Genomic DNA, 7,001 nt, shown 5'->3' with positions numbered 1-7,001 from the left:
GAAGTCGATGACCGAGCACGACGACGAGCACGCCCCGGACCAGCCGGACCAGCTGGATCTACAGGATCTACAGGATCTACAGGATCTGCCGGATCTGACGGACTCCTCGGACCTGCCCGAACCGCCCCCGGAGGTCGTCGAGGCCGCCCGGCACCTGTCCGGCCAGTGGGTGAGCGTGCCCGATCCGGCCTGGTCGGGCGAGGGCGAGGGCGAAGGCGCGGGTGAGGACGAGGGAGACCGTGAGAACGGGGGTGCGCCGCCGGAGTGGGCGATCCCCGGTCGCTGGCGGGTGGGCCCCACGGGCCGGATCGTGGGCTGGGAGGACAACGAGGCGTACCGCCCCTCCCCGGAGGCCCTCGGCTGGCCCGTACCCACCGACCCGGTCGAGTCCGCCATCCAGCTCGCCGTGACGGGGTACGGGCCCGCCGTGGACGTCCTGCGCACGCTGGCCGCCGCCGAGGTCGCCGTGTTCACGGCACCCGACGGCGGCTGGGCGGCCGTGCGGTCGGCCGACGGCGAACCGGTGATCCCCGTCTTCACCTCGCCCCTGTACTCCCGCGCCGTCGGAAACTACGCGGCCCGGCTCGTCCCGGTCCCCGAACTCGTCGAGGAGCTGCCCGCCGGGTACTCCCTCTACGTCAATCCCTCGGGCCCGGCGGGCATGATCATGGACACCGAGGCGCTGGTCGGGGAGATCGTGGCCCAGGCACGTGGCGAGGAGCGGCCGGCCACGGCCGCGGTCACCCGCTGACCCGGTCCTCCCGCGTGGGCAGGCCCGCCGCCTCCGCGATGACACGGGCCGTGCGCAGGCCCTCGCGGTGGGCGCTTCCGGAGTGCGCGGGGCGGCAGCGGCCCAGTTCGGAGGCGTACTCGGCCATGACCGCGCCCGAGTGGTCCGTCGTGAGCACGGTGAGCGGCGCCGGACGGCCGCAGGCGGCCAGGGCGGCCTGGAACTCGTGGGCGTTGGCGAAGTCGCAGACCCGGTCCGCCGTGCCGTGCACGAGGTGGATGGGCAGCGGCGGGGCGGAGGCACAGACGGCCATCGGGGAGGGCAGGCCGAGCAGCGGCTCGGGCTGGTTGTAGCGGGCGGCGATGCCGACCACGGCGGCCGGGCGCCAGCCCTCCGGCGGGTCCGGGCGCAGGGCCGTTGCCATCGCGGCCCGGCCGCCGAGCGACCAGCCGACGAGGACGACCTCCGCCGGGTCCCGTACGAAGTCCCAGGTGAAGCGGAGGGACGCTGCGAGCTGGGGGCGTCCGCCGTCGGGGGCGTCCGGGTGCCAGTCGGGGACTATGACGGTGGCGCCGAGGCGGGCCACCTCCGCGGCCAGGGCGCCCAGGACGTCCCGCTCGGCCGGGCCGCGCCCGTGCCAGAGCAGAACTGTCGGGGCGTCCGGGGCGGCGGCGCGATGGATGTCGAGGAGCTGGCCGTCGGAGGAGTAACGGACGGTGTCCATGACTGCGGTGCTCATGGGGTTCCCCTGTCTGTACGGCGGATCAGCGGCCCGCGACCCGGTCGGCGATACGCGCGATCCGGGACGACTGTGCGGCATGGGTGGTGAGTTCGCGGCGGTCGGCGGCTCGATACGTCGCGTACATGCCGTGTACCCCGAGCCAGCGGAAAGGCTCCGGTTCCCACTTGCGGACCTTGTGTTCGACCCAGGGGAGGGTGGTCAGGCCGGTCGCCCCGGATTGGCCGGAATCCTGCTGGATCAGGTCCCGGAGGGTGCGTGCGGCGAGGTTGGCGGTGGCGACGCCGGAGCCCACATAGCCGCCGGCCCAGCCGAGGCCCGTGGAGCGGTCGAGGGTGACCGTGGCACACCAGTCGCGCGGCACACCGAGGACGCCCGACCAGGCGTGGGCCACGGCGACGGACGAGAGCTGGGGGAAGAGCCGGACGAGGATCTCCCGCAGGGCACGGACCGTCGACGCCTGCGTACGGCCGTCGTTGTCCGTGCGCGAACCGAAGCGGTACGGGACTCCGCGGCCACCCAGCGCGATGCGGTCGTCGGCCGTGCGCTGGGCGTACATGTACGCGTGCGCCATGTCGCCGAGGGTCTCGCGGCCCTCCCAGCCGACGGACTCCCACTGCTCGGCGGTCAGCGGCTCGGTGGCGATCATCGAGGAGTTCATGGGGAGCCAGGTGCGCTTCTGGCCCTTCAGGGAGGCCGTGAAGCCCTCCGTGCAGCGCAGGACATAGGGGGCGCGGACCGTGCCGTACGGCGTGACGGCGTGCTTGGGTCTGATCTCGGTGACGGGCGTCGACTCGTGGATCGTGACGCCGAGCGCCTCGACGGCCGCGGCCAGGCCCTTGAGCAGCTTGACGGGGTGCAGCCGGGCGCCGTGCGGGGTCCAGGTCGAGCCCACCGCGTCCGCGACCCGGATCCGCTCGGCGGTCTCGTGCGCGCCGTACAGCTCGCGGTCCTTCTCCCCGTACGAGAGTTCCGTCTCGTGGAAGGCCTTGAGGCGGGTCAACTGGGCCGGGGTGTAGGCGACTTCGAGTACGCCGCCCCGGTGGACGTCCGCGTCGATGTGCTCTTCCTCGGTGACCTTCACGACCTCGGCGACCGTGGCGTTCATGGCCTCCTGGAGGCGTACGGCGGCCTCGTGGCCGTGCAGGCGCGCGTACCGGTCGCGGCCCGCGATGCCGTTGTAGAGCCAGCCTCCGTTGCGGCCGGACGCCCCGTAGCCGCAGAACCGCTGCTCCAGGACCGTGATCCGCAGGAAGGGCGCTGCCTTCTTCAGGTAGTAGGCGGTCCACAGGCCCGTGTAGCCACCGCCCACGATCACCACATCGGCACTCGCGTCCCCGGGGAGGGGCTCACGGGGCGAGGGGAGTCCGTCCTGCGCGTACCAGAACGATATGCCGCCGTTGACTACGGTGCGGGGCCCGTCGGCGGTGCGGGGCGCGTGCGCCGCGCGGGCCGTGTCGGTCGCGCGGTCCGCGTTCTCCGTGCTGCTCATGCGCGGGACGTTAGCTTCTCCGGGTGGCGGGTGTCTCCTTCGGATTCCATGGTTACGTGAGGTGATGGTCATGGTTCGGTACGCGCGGCTGCTGGAGCGGGGCGAGGAGTTCCTGGAGCGGTGGGGGCTGCGGCAGGAGGGGACGCCCATGAGCGGGCGGGTCTCGGTCGTCCTGCCGGTGGTGCGAGCGGACGGCACGCGGGCCGCGCTGAAGCTCCAGGACGTGGACGAAGAGACCGTGGGCGAGGGCCTCGCGCTACGGACCTGGGGCGGCGACGGCGTCGTACGGTTGCTGGACGAGGACGCGCGGACGGGCACGCTGCTGCTCGAACGGCTCGACGAGGGACGGCCGTTGGCCGGTGTGGCGGACGTGATGAAGGCCACCACGATCCTCGCGGAGCTGCTGGCGCGGCTGACGGCTGTGCCGGCGCCGGAAGGGCTGCGGACGCTGGACGGCGTCGTCGCGAGCATGTTCGAGCGGTTGCCGGCCGTCCTCAAGTCCCTCGCGGACGAGGGCGGGGCCGAGGGTGACCGACGGCTGCTGGAGGACTGCGCGGCGGCCGTGCGCGAGGTCGCGGGCGAGCCCGGGGACCGGCTGCTGCACTGGGACCTGCACTTCGAGAACGTCCTCGCGGCCGACCGCGAACCGTGGCTCGTCATCGACCCGAAACCGCTGGCGGGCGACCCGGGTTTCGAGCTGCTGCCCGCGCTCTGGAACCGTTACGAGGAGGGGCGGCTGACGCCCCGCTTCGACCTGCTGACGGAGACGCTGGGCCTGGACCGGGAGAGGGCCCGGGCCTGGACGCTCGGGCGGGTGCTGCAGAACTCGCTGTGGCAGGTGGAGGAGGGGGAGGGGCTGGACGCGGAGCAGGTCGCCATCGCGCGGGTGTTGCTCGGGCGTTGAGCGGGGGCGTCACGTGGGCTCACGGTTCCAGGACCACCTTGCCGATGGTGTCCCGGGTTTCCAGGGCCCGGTGTGCGGCTGCCGCCCGGGAGAGCGGGAAGCGCTGGACGGCCGAGGTGAGACGGCCCTCGGCGGCCTCGGCGAGGGCGCGGAGTTCCAGGGTGCGGATGGGGTTGGGGCCGCCGGTTCTCTGCATCATCACTGGGCCGAGGACCGATTCCGACAGGCCCTCGACGAGGTACGGGGTGCCGTCGTGGAGGCCCGCGCCCGACCAGCCGAAGACCAGGTGTCTGGCGTTGGGGGTGCGCGGGGTGGTGGGGGTGGTCAGGAGCGCGACCGACTCGCGGGCCGTGTCGCCGCCCACGCCGTCCAGGACGATCGTGGCCGGGCGGTCGCCGAGGAACCGCCTCACCTGGTCCGGCCAGTTCGGGTCCTTGTAGTCGACGGCCAGGTCCGCGCCGTTCTTCTCGACCCGTGCCACCTTCTCGGGGCCTCCCGCCAGGCCGATCACGGTGGCGCCGACGTGCTTCGCGTACTGCACGAGGAGGGTGCCGATGCCGCCCGCCGCGGCGGGGACGACGGCCACGGAGTCGGGGGTCAGGTCGGCGAACTGGAGGATCCCCATCGTCGTACGGCCCGTGCCGATCATCGCCACCGCCGCTGCGAAGTCCAGGTTCGTCGGGATCTCGTGGAGCCGGTCCACGTCCGTGACGGCCAGTTCGGCGTAGCCGCCCGGGTTGAAGCCCAGGTGGGCCACCACGCGCTTGCCCAGCCAGAGTGCGGCGACGCCCTCGCCGAGGGACTCGACCGTGCCTGCGACCTCGCGGCCGGGGATCGTGGGAAGCGCGGGCAGCTCCGGGAGCGGGCCCTTGATGCCCGCCCGGATCGCCGTGTCCAGGAGGTGTACGCCCGCGGCGGCGACCTGGACACGCACCTGGCCGGGGGCGGGGCGGGGGTCGTCCGTTCGCTCGTACGTGAGGTTCTCGGCCGGGCCGAAGGTGTGGAGGCGGATGGCTCGCATGGGGCTCCTCGGGTGGGGCGGGTGGTCTCACCAGCTTCCAACCTCAAGCGTGCTTCAGGTCAAGGGCCGACCTCGTTCGGGTGCCCAGCGCCAGCGACACCGCTTCCAGCGCGCTGTTGAACGACACCTCGGAGAGCACACCCGGTGCCGCGACCTGGTCGCCCGCCAGGTACACGCCGTTGCCCCGGTCGATGCGGGGGCGGTCGCGCCAGCTCGTACCGGGCAGGTCCACCGCGCCGGTGCGGCCGTTCGCGAGCGCCTCGCGGCGGTACGTCACTCGGTCGCGCCAGGCCGGGAAGGCCAGGTCGAGGAGTTCCTCGGCGCGGGCGACGCCGTCCGCGCGGGACTCGTGCGGTGCGATCGGGATCTGGCCCTGGAGGAGCTGTTCGCCCGCCGGGGCGAGCGTGCGGTCCTGGGCCGTGAACCGCTCGATCCAGCCCGGAGCGTCGAGGTCGGAGACGGCGAACGCGTCACCCCTGCGGGTACGGATCGCCAGGTCGATCAGTGCTGTTCGGCCGCTCGTCCAGGTCAGGGAGCTGTCCTTGAGCAGGGTGCGGGCGGCGTCGAGGGAGGTGGCGACGACGACCGGGCCGTGCTCGGTGGGGAGTTCGTTGACGCGGGCCAGCGTTTCCACACGTACGCCGAGGTTCCAGGCGCGGGCCGCCATCCTGTCGATCACGCTCGCCCAGCCGCCGCGCGGGTAGTTCGCCTCGGGGGGCAGCTTCGTCGCGCGGCGCAGGCGTTCCTGTACGAACGCGGCGGAGAGCGCGCCCGGGTCGTGGTGGAAGAGGGCGACCGCGGAGTAGTGGGCCGCCGCGGTCGCGCCTTCCTCGCCTGCGATTTTCGTGGCCCAGGTTTTGAAATCCTGGTCCACGGGGGCCTGTTCGGCCGTACGGCGGAGGAGTTTGAGCATCGCGAACGGTGGGGTGCGGCGGAGGGCGCCCTTGTGGCGGAGGCGGAGGCGGGCGGCCTCCAGGGGTGGGAGCGGGGCGAGTTCGCCGATCAGGTCGCGTTGGCCGAGCCAGGTCCAGTGGGGGCCGCCCTTGTAGAGGGCGTGGGGGCCCTCGTTCGTTTTGTACGGCCCCTCGGCGGTGCGGGCTCGGCCGCCGAGGGTGTGGTGGGCTTCGTACACGGTGACCTTGGCGCCTGCTTCCGCGGCGGTGATGGCCGCGGTGAGGCCGGCGAAGCCGCCGCCGACGACGGTGATGCGGTGCGCGATGCGATGCGTGGGGCGGTGTGTGGGGCGGTGCATGGGCTTGGGTCTCCTCTGGTCCGGGGCCTGGGGTTCGTTGGGCGCGTTTGCTCTCCTCTATGACTCTTCGGAGGCTTCGGAATGTGACATCGGGGGTGTTTTGGCTGGTCAGGTGGATTGTCAGTGGGTGGGTGCAGGATGGGGGGATGGTGAGGAACGTGGCGAAGGCGGGGGTCAAGGCTGCTCGGCGGCCCGAGGTGCGGTTGCCGCCGCTTGAGTCGTATGAGGGTGGAGGGCTGGAGCCTGACGGGGACTATGACGGGCTGCGGTTCAGTGACGTCGACTTCGTGGGGCAGGACGGTGGGGGTGCGCGGTTCATGGACTGCGCCCTGACGGGGTGCGCGGTGGACGAGACGCGGCTGCGTGGCGTGCGGGTGCTGGACTCCGTGCTGACCGGGATCCGGGGTGTGGGTACGGATCTTGGGGCTTCGACCTTCCGGGACGTGGAGGTTGTCGACGCCCGGCTGGGTGGGGTCCAGTGGCACGGGGCCGTGCTGGAGCGGGTCGTCGTGCGCGGGGGGAAGATCGACTATCTGAATCTGCGGGAGGCCCGGCTCAGGGATGTCGTGTTCGAGGGGTGTGTGCTCGTCGAGCCGGACTTCGGGGGTGCTCGGCTGGAGCGGGTGGAGTTCGTGGACTGCGTGCTGAAGGGGGCGGACCTCAGTGGGGCGACGCTCGTGGACGTCGATCTGCGGCGGGCGGCCGAGGTGGAGTTCGCGCGGGGGGTCGACCGGTTGGCGGGGGCCGTGATCAGTCCGGGTCAGTTGATGGAGCTGGCGGGGGTGTTCGCGGCGGAGATGGGGGTTCGGGTGGTGGGGGTGGAGGTTTGAGCGCGACCTGCCGATGTGCGACCTGCCGGTGCG

7 protein-coding genes are annotated in these 7,001 nt (G+C 72.6%); 3 read left to right on the top strand and 4 right to left on the bottom strand.

Features of this window, described 5'->3' with window-relative positions; translation table 11 throughout:
* The first annotated feature begins 7 nt into the window (after nt 1–7).
* Nucleotides 8–751, top strand: a complete 744-nt coding sequence (locus ACH4YP_RS18660; RefSeq protein ID WP_398491218.1) for a type VII secretion system-associated protein — start codon at nt 8–10, stop codon at nt 749–751.
* Here ACH4YP_RS18660 and ACH4YP_RS18655 read toward each other — a convergent pair.
* Both ACH4YP_RS18655 and ACH4YP_RS18650 read right to left on the bottom strand, forming a co-directional pair.
* On the bottom strand, nt 741–1,469 hold the full coding sequence (locus tag ACH4YP_RS18655; protein ID WP_361063555.1) for an alpha/beta hydrolase: 729 nt from the start codon (nt 1,467–1,469) through the stop codon (nt 741–743). The genes ACH4YP_RS18660 and ACH4YP_RS18655 overlap by 11 nt on opposite strands.
* Before the next feature lie 25 nt (nt 1,470–1,494).
* On the bottom strand, nt 1,495–2,961 hold the full coding sequence (locus tag ACH4YP_RS18650; RefSeq protein WP_361063552.1) for an FAD-dependent oxidoreductase: 1,467 nt from the start codon (nt 2,959–2,961) through the stop codon (nt 1,495–1,497).
* Nucleotides 2,962–3,031: 70 nt separating this feature from the next.
* Here ACH4YP_RS18650 and ACH4YP_RS18645 point away from each other — a divergent pair, with 70 nt between their 5' ends.
* On the top strand, nt 3,032–3,865 hold the full coding sequence (locus tag ACH4YP_RS18645; protein ID WP_361063549.1) for an aminoglycoside phosphotransferase family protein: 834 nt from the start codon (nt 3,032–3,034) through the stop codon (nt 3,863–3,865).
* 19 nt (nt 3,866–3,884) lie between these two features.
* Here the strand turns inward: ACH4YP_RS18645 and ACH4YP_RS18640 are convergent, their stop codons facing one another.
* Nucleotides 3,885–4,886 carry a zinc-binding dehydrogenase gene (locus tag ACH4YP_RS18640; protein WP_398491215.1) on the bottom strand — a complete coding sequence of 334 codons (1,002 nt, stop codon included), beginning with the start codon at nt 4,884–4,886 and terminating at the stop codon, nt 3,885–3,887.
* A 43-nt stretch (nt 4,887–4,929) separates the two neighbouring features.
* Nucleotides 4,930–6,138 (bottom strand): NAD(P)-binding protein, encoded by a 1,209-nt coding sequence (locus tag ACH4YP_RS18635; protein WP_398491213.1) that lies wholly within the window; start codon nt 6,136–6,138, stop codon nt 4,930–4,932.
* Between the two features lie 146 nt (nt 6,139–6,284).
* Here ACH4YP_RS18635 and ACH4YP_RS18630 point away from each other — a divergent pair, with 146 nt between their 5' ends.
* Nucleotides 6,285–6,968 carry a pentapeptide repeat-containing protein gene (locus tag ACH4YP_RS18630; RefSeq protein WP_361063540.1) on the top strand — a complete coding sequence of 228 codons (684 nt, stop codon included), beginning with the start codon at nt 6,285–6,287 and terminating at the stop codon, nt 6,966–6,968.
* Nucleotides 6,969–7,001 lie beyond the last annotated feature (33 nt).

The sequence above is a fragment of the Streptomyces sp. NPDC020747 genome (genome assembly GCF_044334695.1).
Lineage (GTDB): Bacteria > Actinomycetota > Actinomycetes > Streptomycetales > Streptomycetaceae > Streptomyces.
The sequence above is the reverse complement of the archived record's forward strand: the minus strand, read 5'-3'. Positions and strand labels throughout refer to the sequence as shown.